The organism is Paludibaculum fermentans (assembly GCF_015277775.1).
Taxonomy (GTDB): Bacteria; Acidobacteriota; Terriglobia; order Bryobacterales; family Bryobacteraceae; genus Paludibaculum; species Paludibaculum fermentans.
In genome coordinates this window covers 1,541,878-1,558,956 of sequence record NZ_CP063849.1, presented here as the reverse complement: position 1 = coordinate 1,558,956, position 17,079 = coordinate 1,541,878, and the positions used below count along the sequence as shown (strand labels likewise).

13 protein-coding genes are annotated in these 17,079 nt (G+C 61.4%); 3 read left to right on the top strand and 10 right to left on the bottom strand.

The annotated features are described in order from the left end of the window. Positions 1 to 28 precede the first annotated feature (28 nt). Positions 29 to 3,127: a sensor histidine kinase gene (locus tag IRI77_RS06150; protein WP_194451194.1), complete on the bottom strand. Its 3,099-nt coding sequence runs from the start codon at positions 3,125 to 3,127 to the stop codon at positions 29 to 31. A gap of 604 nt (positions 3,128 to 3,731) precedes the next feature. Next, positions 3,732 to 4,172, bottom strand: coding sequence for a hypothetical protein (locus IRI77_RS06145; RefSeq protein ID WP_194451193.1), 441 nt, complete (start codon positions 4,170 to 4,172; stop codon positions 3,732 to 3,734). Positions 4,173 to 4,864: 692 nt separating this feature from the next. Between IRI77_RS06145 and IRI77_RS06140 the strand changes: the two genes are divergently transcribed. Beyond that, entirely contained in the window at positions 4,865 to 5,467 is a 603-nt protein-coding gene (locus tag IRI77_RS06140; protein WP_194451192.1) for a hypothetical protein, read from the top strand. A gap of 259 nt (positions 5,468 to 5,726) precedes the next feature. Here the strand turns inward: IRI77_RS06140 and IRI77_RS06135 are convergent, their stop codons facing one another. The 7 genes from IRI77_RS06135 to IRI77_RS06105 form a co-directional block, all read right to left on the bottom strand. Then, positions 5,727 to 6,284 (bottom strand): type IV toxin-antitoxin system AbiEi family antitoxin domain-containing protein, encoded by a 558-nt coding sequence (locus tag IRI77_RS06135; RefSeq protein ID WP_194451191.1) that lies wholly within the window; start codon positions 6,282 to 6,284, stop codon positions 5,727 to 5,729. 2,629 nt (positions 6,285 to 8,913) lie between these two features. Beyond that, positions 8,914 to 9,699 carry a PhzF family phenazine biosynthesis protein gene (locus IRI77_RS06130; protein WP_194451190.1) on the bottom strand — a complete coding sequence of 262 codons (786 nt, stop codon included), beginning with the start codon at positions 9,697 to 9,699 and terminating at the stop codon, positions 8,914 to 8,916. Positions 9,700 to 9,722: 23 nt separating this feature from the next. Beyond that, a complete protein-coding gene (locus IRI77_RS06125; protein ID WP_194451189.1) occupies positions 9,723 to 10,982 on the bottom strand; it encodes a TolC family protein in 1,260 nt (419 codons plus the stop codon). Next, positions 10,979 to 12,013 (bottom strand): HlyD family secretion protein, encoded by a 1,035-nt coding sequence (locus IRI77_RS06120; RefSeq protein WP_194451188.1) that lies wholly within the window; start codon positions 12,011 to 12,013, stop codon positions 10,979 to 10,981. Before IRI77_RS06120 ends, IRI77_RS06125 begins: the two co-directional genes overlap by 4 nt. Then, entirely contained in the window at positions 12,010 to 12,705 is a 696-nt protein-coding gene (locus IRI77_RS06115; protein WP_194451187.1) for an ABC transporter ATP-binding protein, read from the bottom strand. The genes IRI77_RS06120 and IRI77_RS06115 overlap by 4 nt, the downstream gene beginning before the upstream one ends. Positions 12,706 to 12,718: 13 nt before the next feature. Continuing rightward, positions 12,719 to 13,849 (bottom strand): FtsX-like permease family protein, encoded by a 1,131-nt coding sequence (locus tag IRI77_RS06110; RefSeq protein WP_194451186.1) that lies wholly within the window; start codon positions 13,847 to 13,849, stop codon positions 12,719 to 12,721. Positions 13,850 to 13,936: 87 nt separating this feature from the next. After that, positions 13,937 to 14,551, bottom strand: a complete 615-nt coding sequence (locus tag IRI77_RS06105; RefSeq protein WP_194451185.1) for a TetR/AcrR family transcriptional regulator — start codon at positions 14,549 to 14,551, stop codon at positions 13,937 to 13,939. Between the two features lie 178 nt (positions 14,552 to 14,729). On the opposite strand from IRI77_RS06105, the gene IRI77_RS06100 reads away from it, so the two are divergent. Together IRI77_RS06100 and IRI77_RS06095 are read left to right on the top strand one after the other, a co-directional pair. Beyond that, positions 14,730 to 15,752, top strand: coding sequence for a cytochrome-c peroxidase (locus IRI77_RS06100; protein ID WP_194451184.1), 1,023 nt, complete (start codon positions 14,730 to 14,732; stop codon positions 15,750 to 15,752). Positions 15,753 to 15,757: 5 nt separating this feature from the next. Next, a complete protein-coding gene (locus tag IRI77_RS06095; RefSeq protein WP_194451183.1) occupies positions 15,758 to 16,309 on the top strand; it encodes a Tll0287-like domain-containing protein in 552 nt (183 codons plus the stop codon). A 180-nt stretch (positions 16,310 to 16,489) separates the two neighbouring features. Here IRI77_RS06095 and IRI77_RS06090 read toward each other — a convergent pair whose 3' ends face one another. After that, complete coding sequence (locus IRI77_RS06090; RefSeq protein ID WP_194451182.1) at positions 16,490 to 16,948, bottom strand: universal stress protein; 459 nt, start codon at positions 16,946 to 16,948, stop codon at positions 16,490 to 16,492. Positions 16,949 to 17,079: the final 131 nt, after the last annotated feature.

Genomic DNA, 17,079 nt, shown 5'->3' with positions numbered 1-17,079 from the left:
AAGTCATTCGCCCTTTCCAGGAATCCCTTTAACCGGAGGGACTTGACCGTTTGCCATAAGCGATCGAGCCTGCGATAGCCAACTCGATCTCCGTCCCGGTTCCCACTCCGCTCCAGATATCCAGTTTTGCACCGATCCCGGCGGCGCGTTCACGCATGCCGGCCACCCCGTAGTGGCCGGGACGACCTTCTTCGAGAATTGCGGGTGGAATACCTGCTCCGTCATCACGAACTCGCAATCGAAAGCAGCGTTCGTCGTAGATGATCTCCACTTCAATATGACGCGCCTGGGCATGGCGGAAGGCATTTCGAAGCGCCTCGCGCGTAATGCGATAAACCTCGTCGCGGACGATCGGGTGGAGTTCGTGAACTCGGCCTTCGACTAAGAGCCCGAACGTCGCCGGGCTTTCACCGGACAGTTCGTCGCCCATGGCTCTCACCGCGGGCGCCAGGTCGTTGCTGAGGACAGTTGATAAGCGTAAATCATGAACGGCCTTGCGACCCTCAGCGACCACCTGATCCGCGCGGTCGAGGGCTTGTTCCAGTTCTTCCTTTGCTTCCCCCGGCGGCAGCGACTCATAGAGCGCTTGAAACCGGAGCATCAGCCCCTGAAAACCCTGCAACAGGGAGTCATGCAGATCGCGGGCGAGGCGGGTTCGCTCATCCACACGCAGCCCAAGACGCACGCTGAATTGCCGGGCAATCTGACGCAGCCGGAACAGATGCAGGCCCCACAGCAAGCCCATAAGAGCCGCCGCGCACGACGCCAGGAACCAACGAGTCTGAAAATATGCGGGAGCAATGGCGAAATCGAGGGAGGCGCCCGCCTCGTTCCACACGCCATCGTTATTGCAGGCGATCACGCGAAATTGATACGAACCAGGCCCCAGATTGCTGTAGTAAGCCTCGCGCCGCGTACCGGCGTCGTGCCATCCCTTATCGGCTCCATCCAGTTTGTAACGAAAACGAACGCGCTCGGGTACGGATAAGCTCAACGCTGTGTAATCAATTTGAACGTTCGAGGTAAGCGCGGGGAGCCGCATATCGGCAAAGCGCGGATAGGGTGAACCATCCGCCGATAAAGAGGTAATCGAGACTGTCGGCGGGAGCGTATTTCTCTTTGGACTCACTTTCGGGTCAATCCAGGCGAGGCCTTTTGTTGCCGTGAACCATATCCGGCCGTCTGTTCCTTGTATTGCCTTTGGATATGGGTAGATACTCTCTGTCTGTCCCGGAAGGCCATCAAAAAAGCCGAATTGCTCCCACTGAAAGCGATAGGAGGCATCACGCAAAGCCCGATCCACCTCATCTTTGGAGGCGTGAATGACACCAGTTACGGTGGTGAGCCAAAGACCATTGCTCCCTGCATCGACAATTCCGGTAATGTCTTCCAATGAATCCATGGCGGCCGGTTTCATAGGGCGAAAGCGGCCTCGGTCGATCATAACCAGACCACCTGCACCGCCCGCCCAGATCTGCTGGGGAGCATGCTCGGCGAAGGCCTTGACATAGCGCAGGGGCGTATCCGGCTTGACGGGATAGTCCACAACCGTGCCTTTATCCATCGTGATGATGTCGCCCTCGTAGGTTGATACCCAGATTCGGCCCGAGCTGTCGGAAAACATGTTCACGACTCGCTGCTTCGCCACTTCAGGCGGAGTCGCCCAGGGCCTCCAATGGTCGTGCTCCAGAGAGAAGAACCCCTGACCGTTGGAAAACGCCCACAGCGTTCCTGACCCGTCACCCGCAACCTGCCATGAGCCTGACCCGCCCCCGCCGTGACCAGATGGAGCCGTGGCCGCCCTTCGGAAGCCGCCGTTCTTCCATTGTTCAAGCGCGTCACTCAAGAACCAGTTAACAGCGCTGGGATCTCGATAGGGTTTGAAGGCGCCGGAAGGGACAAATGATACTTCACCGTAGTCGCCGTGGGTCTTGCCGGCATAAGCCCAACTGCCTACAACCCAGACAGAACCGCCGTCAGCCGGCGCCACTGCGACCCGATATAGAGATGTTGGCAGGACAACCGGAACCAAGGCAGTGTCGCGGAACTGGTCCAGTCCATCCCGCGTTCCTACCCAGATGTTTCCTTCCCGGTCTTCGAGTATGGGCGTACTGCTGTCGGCACTCAAACCGTCCCTCGACGTGAACGTCTGCACGACATCGCTGGTCCTCGAAAGTGGCCCCTGCGTGTGCAGTGCGCGGTGTGGGACGCGGACCACTCCGGAAGTATCCGTCGACATCCAAAGACTTCCATCACGGTCGAAAAGAAGATGGGCCGCGGTCCTAACCTTCACTACTAACCGATCTTCGCTAAGACACCTGGGTGGTGTCCCTTTAGGGGTCTCCACCTCGCATTTGGCAATCGCGGCGGATCTCGGACTCACGGATGTACTAATGGCCCGTACATAGCTTAGGATGTCCGATAACCATATTGTTCCGTCTCGTGCCTCCCCGATGGAGGCCGAGAAACCGGCATAGGCGCCTGTCGTTTCAAATCGCTTCGATCCTTGTTTTAGGTACAGTACCGTGTTGTTGACGCCTGCCCAGAGAATTCCGTGGCTATCGACGAACAATACATCGGAAGTGATGTGTGGCACATCCTCCGGAAAGTTCCAGTTCTTACCAATGCGCTCCCATCTCGTACCGTTGAATCGAATAACTCCAGTCTCGGTGTTTGCCCAAATGGTGCCTTCGAGGTCCTGGACGATGTTGGTAGGGTTTGACGTGACACCATCAGAGGTGTCATATCCTTTGACGTCGCCGCTACGCAGGACACAGATCTTGGTCTCGAGCCGATAAGCGATCCACAAACTGCCATCCTTCAGCGCCCGCAAGCCACGCACCGGGCCGTCTGAAAGCCTGTCTCCCGATTTCGGCACATAGCGCTCGAAACGGACGCCGTCGAATCGAAACAGACCGTTATCCGTGCCGATCCAGAGAAATCCGTCCGTGGTCTGTGCCAAAGCCTGCGCTCTGCCCGGATACCCATCCTTTTCGCTCCAGGATCGGTGCGCGAGTTGGTGGATGTCGCGCTCCGGATTGAGAGCCCTGGCGCTGGGTACGAGCAGAAGAAGGAAGGTGTAGATCGAAAGTATTGGGGCGACCTTCATCGGAATTCCTTCGATCATCAACACAGGAATCGCAGGCAGCTTCGATATGTATCCGCGAAGCGACGGTGCCAGATCCAAATCACGATCGTTCTGTCGGGCCCGATTGGAACTGCTGAAGGTCCTCGACGGTCATGCTGAGTTGGGCACAACGCGCAGCATCACCCAAAACTACCAAACGAGATGGCTCCACACAACCCGGATCGGGCGGCGTGTCGCTGACCGGCAGGGATAGCTTTTGGCGGACACCCTTACCGGAAGCCTGCGCCAACCTGCCAAAGGGTGGTCCACCGTGCTGCTACACCTCACGCAGGTAGCTGTGGACGAATTTGCACCGGAGCGATCGCAGATGGGCTTCGTGGAGGAACGGGGTTTGTCCAAGCCAGTTGGATAGGAGTTGGTAGATTTCGAGCGGTTCACCGTGAACTCAACCTACGTCACGCCCGTTACCTGAATCGGCCCGCCGAGGCTCCTGTTGACGCTCGTGACGCCTCCGCCGGGCCGGAGACCGAGCCCGCCGATATCGATTGATGTCAGAACCCGAACACGGCCAAGCAATCAATGGCAGAAGTCCCGTTAGCCGCGACTTCTGCCACAGGAGGCTGGAGCTCCGCGAGTCGTGACGTCAATTCTTCAGCGCCTTCACCGCCGCCCCTCTAATTTCGGGAGTCTCCTTCGGGTCGGTAGCCAGGCGGTTCAACTGTGCCAGGAAAGGAGATCGTTCCCCCAGGGGCATATCAGTGGCTGCCTCCACGGCCATTCGGCGCGTCCACTCAGCCGGACTATCGAGGCCATAGCCGATCAACGAGAGAACCTCAGCGGTCTTCGGGATGTGGCGCACGTGCACGCACCTCAGGACTTCCCCGATGACCTCGGGCTTGTCCTGCTTCCGCACGAACGCAATCACGTCCTGGGTCAGGGTGACGTTTCGAGTGTCAAGCAACATCCATGCCATCCAGCCTGTATCCCTCGTGTCATTCTCCTGATCGGCGAGGTGAGCCTTCAGGTAGTCGACGGTCTGGCTGGAGATCTTTGGCAGCGAGTAGCTCAAAATTGCCTTGGGCATCTCGCGGAGCGGGTCCGCGCGATCATTCAACAACTTAAGGAGATCAGGAACATAAGGTTCCAGCAGGGCTTGGCTGTCAAATGAGGGCCGCAAGACAACCGGGATAAAACACATCAGGGCATATTTTCGAGCTTCCGGCCGGGGATCGCGGAGCAGTCGACCGGCTGGAAGCAGAAACTCTCTCACACGATCCGGAGGGAGTTTCTTGACGTACTCCTCGTCCACCGTCTCCCAGAAAACCTTCTCGCTGGGCACCGGTCCGCCGTTCTCCATGGAGTGGAGCCTAGAACTGATCCGTTCGCGCTGCGCGCAGCAGGGAAGCGCGATGAGCACCAGGCCAACCACCACCAACCGGAGCTTCCTCTGGGAAAAACCTCCTTGACGACGTTGATCAATGGGCCGGCGCAACGACCTGGTGCGAAGGGGAAGCCGGCGACCCGGGCATGCTCAAACCGGCCAACTGCGCCCGATGGGATGCCGCCGGGCCTCCGCTGACCCAGGCTACTGTTTGAGCGGGATTGTTCATTTCCTCCGGAATGACCGGGCGTAATTTCATGTCGGCCGCTTGGGTTTACAACGGATCTTGCCCATACCATCCAGCGTAACGCGCGCAATTGGATTGCCGGAAGAAACGACGAGGTTCCTCATACTGGAGTTGGGCGCTTAATCCTGGTGTTGGGAACTCATGAGACGTGAGCGCCGTCAAATCCCGTATGCAGCGTTTCCGCTGGACATGGATTCTCGCTGTGTTTCACGGGATTGTTGCTGCTATCCTCCTGGTCTGGCAGCAGCAGAACGAACAGGTCATAACGGCGATGGGAATGGCCTGGGATACGGGTGCGCCGCTGTGGCCTTACGAGACCCCGTGGATCATCTTCGCAATCATCAATGCTCCGGCGGTTCTTGCCGGGCGCGCGGGGAGCAGCCTCGTGGGCCTTCATGCGTTCAGAGAACAACTACCGGTTCTTCTAGCCGCCACCATTCTGCTTTGGTTCAGCATCGGAGCCTCGATCGACCGCGGAGCCTTCCGTAGGCAAATCCGTCCGAAACCGTGGCTCATTGGCGTCCTGGCTGGCGTGGCATTGGCGTGCCTTTGCGTCAGCGTATCGGCGATCTCGGCAGCAGTTCATTGGTGTTGGGCATTTGGCGCTTGGTCACTCTCAAGCGCGCTCACATTTGTCCGGCTCGTCTCTATCGTTCCCTGGTGCACTTTTGTCGTCGCCATGTCCGTGCGTACCCTCTTTTCCTCAAGTTCTCGCCCGGCACTCGGTAGTCGCCATAGTAGCAACGCCTGAGTGCCGCGCCGCTCTTGAAGGCAAGGCTCTGCCGGAGATCGCGCTCAGCTAGACCGGCCAGAAACCAGGCCAAACAGTAGTCGCGTTCGAGCACGATCTCGGGAATGCGACGGCCGCCGGCCTGCGCGAGGCGGTTGGCAAGCAGCGAGTTATTGCGCTGCGATATGAATTCACCTTCTCCGGACTGCTTCGAGTTCGTCGGGGGACACGTTCACGCGGAGACGCCAGCCGGTAATGTATGCGTCGTCGGCCGGTAGCGTCAGGCCAGCACGGTGTACGTCACGGTGACGATTAGCCTGAGGCGGTCCAGTTCGCCGGGTGCTGCGAGCTGATAGATATCAAGCAGGTAACCGCGTCGCCGTGCGACGGCCCCGTTCTGCAGGCGCAGGGCGTAGTCGATCAAACGCCCCGGTTCCATGTCATGGCGTCGCATCCGGAGGCCCTTCGCGACCTCGGTGATACCGCCGCAATACGCCGACAGATGCATGCCGTCGATCACAGTGCGCTCAGGATCGCTCACCTTGACGCGCTCCTGTTTCGAGACCCAGTATGCCGTTGCCCTGAATGAATCCTCGTCGCGCACGAGAATAACCCCAAACTCCAAGTCATTAATCGTCCTACTACGTAGGCCTCTTGTCGTGCTGGTGAAGATGACAAATTGCGGCTGCTTGACCATCCGGTGCAGCTCCATGGCCGAGACGTTGGACATGAAATAATCCGAATTGGTTGCCAGTTGCCGGGCGATGACATATGAATTGCCGACGAATTCCGTGGCTCGGTCGTGTTCCGATGACACCGGCACAAGGCCCGACTGCATTCCGGACACAATTCCGCGGGTGATGGCATGCCGGATCAGACTCGGGGCCGACGCAGCCGGCAAACTCGTGATGCTCGCGACGTCGGCAAGGGTGAAGGTAATCCGACCGCACTCGTGGAGAACCTTCTGCAGTTGGGCGGTCCGGCAGCCCACCGTCTTCGACGGTGTTCGGGATGTTTGTGCTTTGAATCCTACCTGGGCTTCGATTCACGAACAGGATGGCGGGCACGAAGTCGTCGTGTTCCCCAGTCGGCCGCTCACCGAAACCGAGTCAGTTCCAGCCTGGACCAGTAATCGGCGGAGGACCGAGATCCTGCGCTTGCGGATTACAGTCTACGTTCGGCCACTCTTCAGGCGCTCGGCTCAGAACGGTTGCGAATTGGCGGACGATTTCATCAACATCCTCTCCGTCCCAAGGCAGGCGCACGAGAATCTGATAGGGCCCCGGCGTAAGCAGAAGTGACGCTGTCATCATTCCTTCAGGACACCGTCCTGATGCCCAGGAAAATTCGAAGCCTCGCTTCGCTAGCGAAGTTCGGTCGAGGGCGTGAGCGATGAGACGTGCAGCCGTTCGATCCGGGGGCTCCCAGCTCAAGTCATGAAGAGCTCTTTCAATCTCGAGAGCATACTGGGTCGCATCAAACTGGATCCTTTTTGCTGAACCGTTGGCTGTCCAGATGACTCGATTGCCTTCCGCGTGGATGTTGACGGCTACGCTGCCACACTCAGTGATTCCACAACCGCACCTCCCGATAACCGCAGGATGAGGAGAGGTTCCGGCGAGCAGGACGCACGGTTCGATCAGGAGATCATCGGGGTCCAGTCCCATTAGGTCAGGGGCAATCAGCTCGATCAGATTCATTCCGTCAGCGAACAGACAGACCTCGTGGTCATTGGTCTCGGGTGAGGACCTCACGGTGATTCGAAGTGCGGGTAAGTCATTAGCCATGTGACGCTTGCCGCTAACAATTGTACGGAAGCGGAATGAAGCTGGCAGATCGAGATTGATCCTGCTTAGGCACCCAGGCAGTGCGGGGATGCCCCTTAGCCTGATCAGGCTACCGTGAACCACCAAAACGTGGTCTCTAATTGGAGCCAACGACCCAGGAACTCACCGAAAACCACCAGTCCCTCTCTGCAATTCCGGCATGCTGCCAGACACCGAGCCATAGCCGCAGCCCCTCCAATCCAATAGGTTTTACTCTGCGCCACAGCCCGCAAACAGTATTCGGCGGTCTGCAATCAGCCGAAGGGACCTGCCTGATGGAACTGGTGCGGATCCGGCCGTCCCCAACCCCACTTCTCCACCAATTCCACCATTAACCCCCCTTCATTCACCGCCGCTGGGGATATTTCTTTCGCGCTGTTGCAATCACTTGCGGGCCGCCCGCCCGGCAGCCCACGGACATGCAGCTACACTCTCCACACTGGACCCGCGGTCTATCCGCCTCCAGCCGGTCTTTGACTTCAGAACCTCCACACCTCCGCCGGAGGAGTCTATCGCCTCGGCTGAATGGGGAAGAGAATCCACGGATTTTGAGCGATCAAAGCCATTTATTCCCGTTTTCTTCCCCTGCCGGGAGCGCCGCAGCCCCGGCGCGCCCGCCCGGCATCGACCAACTCTAGATCCTCACAATCCGCCGCCTTTGAGCGATCAAACCCATTCCTTCCCCCTGTCTTCCCCTTCGCCGGAGAAACGAACTCCCCCGGCGGCACCCAGGACCAACCCGCCCTATCTCTCCGCAATCCACCACTCCTGAGGGATCAAAGCCATTTCTTCCCCTTTTCCTCGCCAGCCACTGGCGGCTCGGCGGAAGCAAGCGCCAGCCAGTCCCAGGCCCTCCAGCCAAACACTTCCAGCCCATTTCGGCTCAGTCCGCCAAAGCAGTTCCGGATTTCAAAATAAATTGTACGCCTGGAATCAATGATTTAGGAGAAACAGCCCCGAAATCGCTTGGCCGGGTCAGGGACACTTTGTCGCGAAGGAGATTCCACGTGAATTTGTACCCCTTGACCTTGAATGCGAGCGGGCGGATGCCCGATGCCGAAGAGCGCGACCCGCTACTGGCGGAGATTCAGCGCTATGAGATTCCCGACCTGATGCTGTTTGCCATCGACGGGACCACACCGGAGGAGATGATCTCCGGAATTGCCCAGGAGTTGCTCTGGATGCCCGTCGGCGTCGTCCGCTGGGAACAGAGCGTCGCACCCGCCGCGCGCAGCCTGGCGCTGCTGCTCCAGTACATCCGCCTTGCCTTGCCCCGCACTCGGATCCACCTGGCTGGTTACGGAGCGGGTGCCCACGTGGCCGCCGCCGCCACCGTGTCCTGCATTGAGCCGATCCTCGCTACCCTCACCCTGCTCCGTCCCAATATCTCGCCGTTCGCCTTTGCCAGCCATGGCGCCCTGCACCGGCTCATTGACCGCAGCCTCGTCCTGGGGCCCACCGTCGTCACCTTCCAGCGCAAGCCAAGTGAATTCGGCATGGGCCGCGCCGGCGCCCATGGACTGGACGAAGGTCAGTCCATCATCCTGCCGGTCTCCGACCTCAAGGGAGTGAGCGAGAACCTGCGCCGCCGCGTAATCAACCTGGAAGGCGAAGCCACTCCGGCCAACGCGGCCGCGCTGCTCAAAACTCTATGCTGCCGCGAAGATACAGTGCCGCCTCTCCGGCGATGCCCACCCGTTCGCCGCGCAACGCGCAAAACAGCGTCCCGCCGCGCTTTGACACTTGTCGAGCCACTAATTCCGTCTTGCCCAGCCGCTGCGCCCAATACGGGATCAGCGTGCAGTGCGCCGACCCCGTGACCGGATCCTCCGGCACACCCTGCGAAGGCGCGAAAAAGCGCGACACGAAGTCCACGCCCGGGGTCGACGACGGAGCGGTCACAATTACCGCAAACCGGTCGATCGAACACAGCGCCGTCATGTCCGGCGTCAGGGCGTGGATCTCTTCCTCCGTCTCGTAGACCACCAGGTAGTCCCGCGAGGCCAGCACCTGTTTCGGTGATCCGCCCAACGCCTGCACCAGGCCGGGACAGGGCCGCACCGCTTCCGCCGGCCGGGCAGGGAAGTCCATCGACAACCGCTCGCCCTCCTTCGTCACCACCAGTTCGCCGCTCAACGTGTCGAACCGCACAACGTCCGCCGCCGTATCCAGGAGCCGGAAAATGACATACGCCGAGGCCAGCGTAGCGTGCCCGCACAGGTCCACCTCCACGGCGGGCGTGAACCAGCGCAAATGATACCGGTCGCCCGTCTTCACAAAGTACGCGGTCTCGGCCAGGTTGTTCTCCGCCGCAATCGACTGCATCGTCTCTGCCGGCAGCCAGGACTCCAGCGGGCATATCGCCGCGGGATTTCCTGCAAACACGCCGCTGGAAAAGGCGTCTACCTGGTAGATGGGGAGTTCCATCTACTTAGTCTAATGCAGCCTCTTCAGCGCGTCCGCACAAACGACATCACATCTCCGCGGGCGCGCGCCAGATTGGCCGACGCGAGCAGCCCCTCATACCTCGTGCGGATCTCTTCCTCTTCGGTCTGCGCCAGGTTACCCTGCGCCGTGATCACATCCAGGTTGGTCGTCAGGCCCGCGCCATAGCGCAGCCGCGCCAGTTCCAACGACTCCCGCGCCGCCGCCGTTGCCTTCGACGCCGACTCCAGCGCCAGCCGCGCCGCATCGCGCTCCAACCGAGCCTGTGCCGACTCCTGGTCGATCGCCAGGTCCAGCGCCCGCTTCTGCTGATCCAATTGCTGCAACCGCAGCCGCGCCGCTTTGATCTCGTTCTCGATCCGGCCGCTGGTCCACACCGGCACCGCCACCGTCACGCCCACCGTATACGTACTCAGCGAGTTCGACGGATCCTGGCCCAGCACGCCATAGTCGCCGAACGCTCCAATCTTCGGGTACCGCTGCTTCTCCGCCTGGCGCTTCTCTTCATCCAGCACCTTGCGCTTCGCCTCCAACGCCAGCGACTCGGGCCTCACGCCCGCGCCCGGTTCCGCCGCATTCGGAGTGAACTCCACCACCTCCATGTCCGTGCTCTGCGCCACGCCGATCGTCTTCTTCAAGGTCGTCAGCAGCGAGTCCCGATCGCGCCGCGCCAGAATCAGCGTCGCCTGTTCGGACTCGATCCGCTGTGTCGCTCGCGCCACATCCAGCTTGCTCGACGTCCCGGCCTTCTCCGCGTCGCCCACCTGCCGCAACACCGCCTGGGCCGTCTCCACCCGCGACTCCGCCGCCCGCGCCCGCGAGTCCGATGCCAGCGTCTGCAGGTAGATCTGGATCACCGCCAGCCGCGTCCGCTCCGCCGTCGTCTCCGCCTCGAACTTCGCTTGCCCGGCTCGCGCCTTGGCCGCGCGATACTGTGCCAGCAGCGACAGATCCAGCACCTGCTGCGTCAACCTCGGCCTGGCGTCAAACACGCGGTAAGGACCGACCCGTGACGGGAACCCCGGAGCAATCACCCCGATCCCCTGCAGGTTCGTCGTCTGATAGCTCAACCCCAGGTTCACACCCAGTTGCGGCAACAGCGCCGCCTTCTGCGCCAGGGCCTGCGCCTCGCCCTCCAAGGCGCGAAGCCGCGCCTCCTGCACCTCCGGACTCGCCTTCTCCGCGGTCGCCAGCGCCTGTTCCAGCGTCAGCCGCTCCGCCCAAACCGGCGCCGTCAGTAGCAGCGCCCACAGATACCGTTTCACTTCTGGACCTCCAGGAAGGCATCGACGCGCAGCCCCACCGGCAACTGCTGGCCGGCATCCAGTTCCACCAGCGTCTCCAGGATCTTCGTATCCACGCGCTCGCTCGGCTCATCCGTCCGCACGTTCTTGCGGCCCAGCGCCTGCCCGATCCGCACGACTTTCCCCGTGAACTTCCGGCCGCTATACGCATCCGCCGTCACCCAGGCGGACTGCCCCACGTGCAGTTTCGCGACATCCACTTCATCGACATCCACCCGCACCCGCAGCCGGTCCAGGTCGCCCAGCGACACGATGGGCGTGTCCCCCTTGCCTGACACGCTCTCGCCGCTCTTGCGGTATTTCCGCAGCACGCGGCCATCGATGGGCGACCGGACATACGTCTTCTCCAGCAGCGCCTGCGACTCCGCCACGTTCGCCTCGGACTGCGCCAGCTCCGCCTCCGCCCGCCGGATGTCCTCGACACGCGACTGCTGCCGGACCACCGCCAGCCGCTCCCGCGCCGCATCCACCCGCGCCCGCGCCGTCTCGTAATCCCGGGCCGTCAGGTCGTACTCACTCCTCGAAATCGCCCCGCGGTCCAGCAGCGTCTGCCGCCGGTCGCGCTCCGACAACGCCGTCTGCATCTGCGCCATCGCTTCCCGCAACTGCGCTTCGCTCTCGCGTTTCTCTTCCTCGCGAGCCCCGTTCCGCAGCCGGTCCAGCGACGCCCGCCGCTCACTCACTGTCGCCTTCGCCAACTCCACCCGAGCCTGGTAGTCGCTGTTGGTCAGCACCGCCAGCACCTGCCCGCGCTTCACGCTGTCGCCCTCTTCCACCACCACCCGGGCCAGCTTGCCGTCCATTTCGCTGCCAACCTTAATCTCTTCGCCCGCCGGTTCCACCCGGCCAGCGGCTGAGATGAAGTTGCCTTGCTTCGCGGCCGCCGCTGGCACATTCGCCGGAGCCGCCTGCACCTGCCGCCGGCTGCTGATCGTCAGTGCCACTGCGGCGCCCGCCAGCAGGATCGTCACGACACTCCATGTCTTCTTCATGCGGCCTCCTCCTTTGCGTCTTCTTCCGATCCGGCGATCCTGCCGTCGGCGATGTGAACAATGCGGTCTGCGTAGTGCAGCACGCGGCTATCGTGTGTCACCACCACCACCGCGCGATCGCGTTCGCGGGCCAGGCTGGTGAGAATCTCCATCACGGTCAGGCCCGAGTGCGAATCCAGCGCTGCCGTCGGTTCGTCGGCCAGGATGATGGGCGGATCCCCGGCCAGCGCCCGCGCAATCGCAATGCGCTGCTTCTGGCCGCCGCTCAGATCCGCCGGATACGACTTGAACTTGTCCGCCAGGCCCACCTGTTCCAACAGGTGTTCGGCCCGCTTCCGTCCGGCCGAGCCCGAGATGCCCTTCAACTTCAATGTGAGCTCGACGTTCTCCCTCGCCGTCAGGGCAGGGAACAGATTGAAGCCCTGGAAGATGAAGCCGAAGTGATCCAGCCGCACCTTGGGCAGCTTCTTCTCCGCCAGCCCAACGATCTCCTGCCCGGCGATCCTGACACTGCCCGAAGTCGCTTGCAGGATGCAGCCCATGATGGACAGCAGCGTCGTCTTGCCGCTGCCCGACGGCCCCATCAGCATCAGCACTTCACCCGGGCTGACATCCAGGTCGACCCCGTTCAGGGCGTGCACGGCCGCACTCCCTCTCCCGTAGGTTTTGACTACGTTCCGGATTTCAATCATTGCTGTGTCCTTATTAGCCTCGAAAGACCATGGCTGGGTCGATCCGCGTTGCTTTGCGAATCGAAATGATGGAAGCCCCCGCGCACATCGCAATGGCCAGGGCCAGGGTGCCCGCGGCCACTTCCGGCGGCAGCGCGATGGGCGCATTGCCGTTCTGGCTGGATTGCGAGATCGGCGCGGCAATCGCCATCGCCAGGATGTAGCCGAAGATGCCGCTCATGGCCGCCTGGGCCAGAATCACCTGGTAGATTCGCGAGTTGGTGGCGCCCATCGCCTTCAAGGTGCCGAACTCGCGGATATGGTCGACAGTCGCCGCATAGATCGTTTGGGCCACCACCACAATGCCGACGATCAGGCCGAGAATCGCGCCCAGCAACGTCGTAATGCCTGCGCCTGTCTGGAAGACCCAGTAAATCTGGGTCCGCTTGTGCATCTCGGCGTTCGACAGCACGTCGAAGTCGCCCAGCTTCGCCTTCATCGCGGCCTTGAGCTGCTCGATGTCGACTCCAGCGGCCGCCCGCACCAGCAGGAACATCGTCTGGTTCTCTTTCAAGACCCCGCCCGCGTAGTTCTGCGCGTTCTTGAACGAGCAGAACACGAAGGGAGCCGTCGTGAAGCTGCGAATCCCCCGGGTGAACCCGACAACGCGCGCCCGGTGGTTGCTGATCTCCACCGTCTGTCCCAGGTGGGTGACGCCGAGCTTCTCCTTATAGAGCTCATCGACGATCACCGTGTCCTCGCCCCGCAGGTCCTCGACGTTGCCGGCCGTCAGGTTCCAGGGTCCGCCCAGCCTGCTCTCCAGCGAGAATCCGGTGATCTGGACGTTCTCTATCGCGCCAGAGGGCAGCTTCCAGGGCACCCAGGCCAGGATGTAGCGATCCACCCGCTCCACCCCGGGCACTTCCATCGCCTTCCAGCGCTTCGATTCCTGGATCGGCGAGGCGCCGTTGACGTAGGGCAGTTGCGGAGCCGAAATCCAAAGGCTGGCCCCACTCCGCTCGACGATGTTGGCACTGGTGTCCATGAAGCTCAGGAACAACCCGAACTGGACCAGGATGAGGACCAGCGCAAAGACAATGCCGACCAGCGTGACCACCAGCCGCACCTTGTCGTGAATGAGATTCTTCCAGGCTAGAGTAACCATAACAGTGTCCGCTCAGTAACGAACCATCTGTTACTGAACACTGTTCACTATACGGTTAGTGTTCTCCCGAGTCAATAGGAATACTTGTTAATTTAGTCCGCGGATCAGGCGGTCGATGGAAGTCTCGATCAGCATCGTCCGGTCGACAAACGGGAAGCCGCAGTCGACCACCAGGCCTGTGGTGACGCCGTGGACGAAGAGCCAGGCCGACTGCGCGGTGGTCTCCACGTCATCCACCCGGATGGAACCGTCTTCCATGCACGCCTTGATGCCTACCCGGAGGCGATCGAAGGAAGCCATCGCCATGCCGTTGATATCCGAATGCTGCTCCGGGCCCATGTCCCGGAAGACAGCCGGAGGCGTACAGAAGACGAAGGTGTAGTGGCTGGGATGCTCCAAGCCAAAGTAGATGTAGTCGACCAGGCTGCGGCGCAGCGTTTCGAGCGGAGTCAGCCTCAGGCTGAGAATGGCTTCCAGGCGCCGGTCGAGCTCAGCGAACGTCTCAAAGCAGATGCTGGAAACCAGCTCCACTTTGTCCTTGAAGTACAGGTAGATCGTGGAGGGCGCGTACTCGATGCGATCGGCGATCTTGCGCATCGAGACGCTCTCATACCCTTGCTCCAGGAAGAGGGCCGTCGCCGCCTCCAGAATCCTGCGGCGGAGCTCATCCTTCTCTCTGGCGCGTCGTTCAGCGGTGCCCATATATCAAATACCGTTCCGGTCCCAGCATACTGAACGGCGTTCATTTTGACAAGATGTGTTCGAATGTTGACGGATTATGGAGGAAAACGACAAGATCGAAGAGTACGCTCTCACACTCGAGGCGCGTGGTTCCCACCAGCCGGTAGTCGTGATAGATTCTGTGCAGGGAGGTGTCATAATGTATTCTAAAGTATTGATTGCGATCGGGTTAACTGGCCTGTGCGCCATGGCTGCCGAGGTGCCCGCCTACAAGCTGAAGGTCTTCCAACCGCTGCCGGCGGCAATGGATTCCACCGCCAATCCGCCCACCCAGGCCAAGATTGAACTCGGCCGGATGCTGTACTTCGAAAACCGGCTGTCCAAGAGCCAGAAGTTCTCCTGCAACTCCTGCCATCGGCTGGACAAGTTCGGAGTGGACAACGAGGCCACCTCAGAGGGCCACAAGGGCCAGCGCGGCAACCGCAATTCGCCCACCGTGTTCAATGCCGCCCTCCACATGGCCCAGTTCTGGGACGGACGCGCGGCCGATGTCGAAGCCCAGGCAAAGGGCCCGGTGCTGAATCCCGTGGAGATGGCCATGCCGGACGAGGGCACTGTCGTCAAGACCTTGAAGTCCATGCCGGAGTACGTCGCACTGTTTGCCAAGGCATTTCCCGGAGAGAAGGATCCGGTGACCTACAACAACATGGCTAAGGCCATCGGCGTATTTGAACGCAAGCTGGTGACTCCCTCGCGCTGGGACAAGTTCCTGGCTGGCGACAAGACAGCCCTGACTGCGCAGGAGCAGGCCGGCCTCGCGAAGTTCCTGGACGCCGGCTGCGCCGGTTGCCACTCCGGCACCCTGCTGGGCGGATCCTCCTACCAGAAACTGGGCGCTGCTCACCCGTACCCCGGTCTGAAGGACGAAGGCCGGTCCAAGATCTCCAAGAACGAGGGCGAGAAGTTCTACTTCAAGGTCCCCTCGCTGCGCAACATCGACAAGACCGCGCCTTACTATCACGATGGCTCGGTCAAGACCCTGGACGAAGCCGTGAACCGCATGGCGGAGTTCCAACTGGGCCAGAAAATGGCGCCCGCGGACGTAACCGCGATTGTCACCTGGCTGAAATCCCTGACCGGTGAAGTCCCGGCCAGCCTGACCACCAAGCCGAAGCTGCCGGCCTCGGGTCCCCAGACTCCGAAACCGGACGTGACGGACTAACCACCATGAAGGCGCGGGCGGCGATTCTCCTCCTGGCTGTCGCGGTGTGGGCGCAGGAACCCACGCCGCGGCAGCGCGCCACGACGGCCATCAACGACCTGGGCCGGGTGCTGCAGCAGTTGCTAAGTGAAGAGATGAAGCAGGGCAGCTACGCCGGAGCGGTGAAGTCCTGTGCCGAGAACGCGCAAGTCGTCACCGAGGAGTTCGCCCACGAACGCGGCCTGGAATTGCGGCGAATCAGCCTCAAGTACCGCAATACCAAGGATCAGCCGGATGAGTGGGAAGCCCAACATCTGCGGGCGTGGGCGAAACAGATGGAAGCAGGCCAGCCGGTCGCGCCCGTGGAAGAGACAGTCACTGAGAACGGCCGCCGGTTCCTGCGCGTGATGAAGCCCATTGCGATACAGGCGGTCTGCCTGGGCTGTCATGGACCACGGGATCAAATCGCGCCGGAAGTGAAGGAAGCCCTGGACGCGCACTATCCCCGGGACAAAGCCACGGGCTACAAAGCGGGGGAACTACGAGGGGCGTTCAGCGCCCTGGTGGCCCTTCCGTAATTCGCCTGCCACGGGCGGCGTGCCCGCATTCTGGCCGGTCGTGGGAGGACGCCGGGACCCGGCGTCGCAGGAGGCCGACATTCAAGTGGGGACTCCCAGCTTCGGCAGGACGAACTTCATCACTGCGAAGTAGCCGGCCACGAACAGGACCATCACCAGCCATTCAGGCATATATCCCTTTCAGCATACAGACTTATCAGGCGGAATGGCCAGGATCGGCACTTTGGCCAGTTCTATGGTGCGGGTGGTGACGGAACCCATCCACACCTGGCGCCAGCCCGTCCGCCCATGCGTGCCCATCACCACGCAGGAGTTGTCGCGGTGCGCCGAGGCAATGATCGCCTCCACCGGCGGAGCATCGCTGATCTCATAGTGCACCTCCACTCCGGCCGGCAGATTCCTGGCCGCCCACTCCTTTAGGTGCGTTTCGGCCTGCGCCTGCACCTGCCCCCACTGATCGAGGATCTCCTCCTTCTGCACGGTGCTGATGTAGGCCGGCATGTCGAGATGGACAGCGTGCAGCAAGCGCAAGGGCTTGCCCAGCGACCCGGCCAGCCAGGCAGCCCAACGCAGCGCGTTGGCCGAGCAATCGCTGAAATCGATGGGGCAGAGAATCGAGTCGAAAGCGGGTGTCGACATCGCAGAGGAGCCTCCGCTATGACGATGCAACTTTCGCAGGGTGGTGACAAGGGGGTTTGCGGGTCCAGAAACGGAAAACCCCTGGCCCGGCAGGATTTGCCGGACCAGGGGACCCTTGAACGGGCTGACCG

What these genes read in the sequence shown, in the direction of transcription:
- IRI77_RS06150 (WP_194451194.1), bottom strand. Translation starts at nt 3,127, where the DNA reads ATGATCGAAGGAATTCCGATGAAGGTCGCCCCAATACTTTCGATCTAC.
- IRI77_RS06145 (WP_194451193.1), bottom strand. Translation starts at nt 4,172, where the DNA reads ATGCCCAAGGCAATTTTGAGCTACTCGCTGCCAAAGATCTCCAGCCAG.
- IRI77_RS06135 (WP_194451191.1), bottom strand. Translation starts at nt 6,284, where the DNA reads ATGCAGTCGGGCCTTGTGCCGGTGTCATCGGAACACGACCGAGCCACG.
- IRI77_RS06130 (WP_194451190.1), bottom strand. Translation starts at nt 9,699, where the DNA reads ATGGAACTCCCCATCTACCAGGTAGACGCCTTTTCCAGCGGCGTGTTT.
- IRI77_RS06120 (WP_194451188.1), bottom strand. Translation starts at nt 12,013, where the DNA reads ATGAAGAAGACATGGAGTGTCGTGACGATCCTGCTGGCGGGCGCCGCA.
- IRI77_RS06115 (WP_194451187.1), bottom strand. Translation starts at nt 12,705, where the DNA reads ATGATTGAAATCCGGAACGTAGTCAAAACCTACGGGAGAGGGAGTGCG.
- IRI77_RS06110 (WP_194451186.1), bottom strand. Translation starts at nt 13,849, where the DNA reads ATGGTTACTCTAGCCTGGAAGAATCTCATTCACGACAAGGTGCGGCTG.
- IRI77_RS06105 (WP_194451185.1), bottom strand. Translation starts at nt 14,551, where the DNA reads ATGGGCACCGCTGAACGACGCGCCAGAGAGAAGGATGAGCTCCGCCGC.
- IRI77_RS06100 (WP_194451184.1), top strand. Translation starts at nt 14,730, where the DNA reads ATGTATTCTAAAGTATTGATTGCGATCGGGTTAACTGGCCTGTGCGCC.
- IRI77_RS06095 (WP_194451183.1), top strand. Translation starts at nt 15,758, where the DNA reads ATGAAGGCGCGGGCGGCGATTCTCCTCCTGGCTGTCGCGGTGTGGGCG.
- IRI77_RS06090 (WP_194451182.1), bottom strand. Translation starts at nt 16,948, where the DNA reads ATGTCGACACCCGCTTTCGACTCGATTCTCTGCCCCATCGATTTCAGC.